We start from the raw sequence: 1,277 nt of genomic DNA on the forward strand, positions 1-1,277 counted from the left end.
CTGACGGTGCATCGCGATTTTTCCGAGCGTGTGCAGCGCCTGGATAACGGGGCCGGGCGGTCGTTGTTGTTGCGCTATGACCGGGCGCATCTGGTCGCGGTTGATTACCAGGTGCTTGAGGCTGATGGCTGGCGCACCGAGCAAACGCTGGTCAGTTATTGCTACGACGCGCGTCAGCGGTTGTTGGCCGCGACCAATGCGGTCGGTGACAGCGAGCGTTACGACTACGACGATCAGCACGTCATCCTGCAGCGGCAACTGACCGGCGGCGCGAGCTTTTTCTGGGAGTGGGAGCGCTCGGGCAAGGCGGCGCGCTGCGTGCGGCACTGGGCGTCGTTCGCGCAGATGGACACGCGTTACGTCTGGGCCGATGACGGCAGCGTCGCGGTGCACTACGTCGATGGCAGCGAAGAAACCTACGTCCACGATGACAGCGCACGGCTGGTGCGCAAGGTCGAGGCCGATGGCGGTGAGCACCTCAAGGCTTATGACGATCAGGGCCGGCTGATCGCCGAGCAGGATCCGCTGGGCGCGGTCACCGAATACCGTTACGACGACGTCGGACGGCTGATCGCGCTGCTTCCGCCGGACGATGAGCCAACGTCCTACGAGTACCGCAACGGTTTCCTGCACAGCCGTTCTCGCGGCGAGGCAGTGTGGACGTTTCGGCGCAACGCCGAGGGCGATGTCACCGAGGCGGTCGATCCCGACGGTCAGGTCACCCAATACTACTACGACACGCGCGGGCAGTTGCTGTCGATCCGCTACCCGGACAGCAGCCGGCACAAGTTGTCGTGGAACGACCTCGGGCAACTGATCGAGGAAACCCTGCCCGACGGTGGTGTGCGGCGCTTTTCCTACGATGCGCTGGGGCGACGGACGACCACTTGCGACGAACACGGCGCGATCACCCGCCAGCAGTGGGATGCGGTTGGCCGACTAATTCAGACGACCTTTCCTACGGGCGCTACCCGTGCCTACAGCTATGGCGCTTACGGCCAGGTCACTGCCGAGCGCGACGAACTCGGGCACATCACCCGCTACGAGTATGACGACGACCTGCACCTCGTCTCGCGCAAGATCAATCCCGACGGCACGCGGGTGCAGTACCGCTACGACCATGCGCAATTGCTGCTCACGGAAATCGAGAACGAGTCCGGGGAAAAGTACCGCCTGGACTACACGCCAACCGGATTGATCCGACAGGAAACCGGCTTCGACGGCCGGCGCACCGCCTACGCCTACGACCGCAACGGGCACCTGCTGGAGAAGACCGA

The 1,277-nt window shown here is 64.1% G+C and carries 1 pseudogene; it reads left to right on the forward strand.

Annotated elements, in window-relative coordinates:
- Window positions 1-1,277: pseudogene (locus LVD08_RS27980) on the forward strand (type IV secretion protein Rhs); the annotation flags it as partial.

The sequence above is a fragment of the Pseudomonas sp. YL2 genome (assembly GCF_023063025.1).
GTDB classification, from domain to species: domain Bacteria; phylum Pseudomonadota; class Gammaproteobacteria; order Pseudomonadales; family Pseudomonadaceae; genus Aquipseudomonas; species Aquipseudomonas putida_A.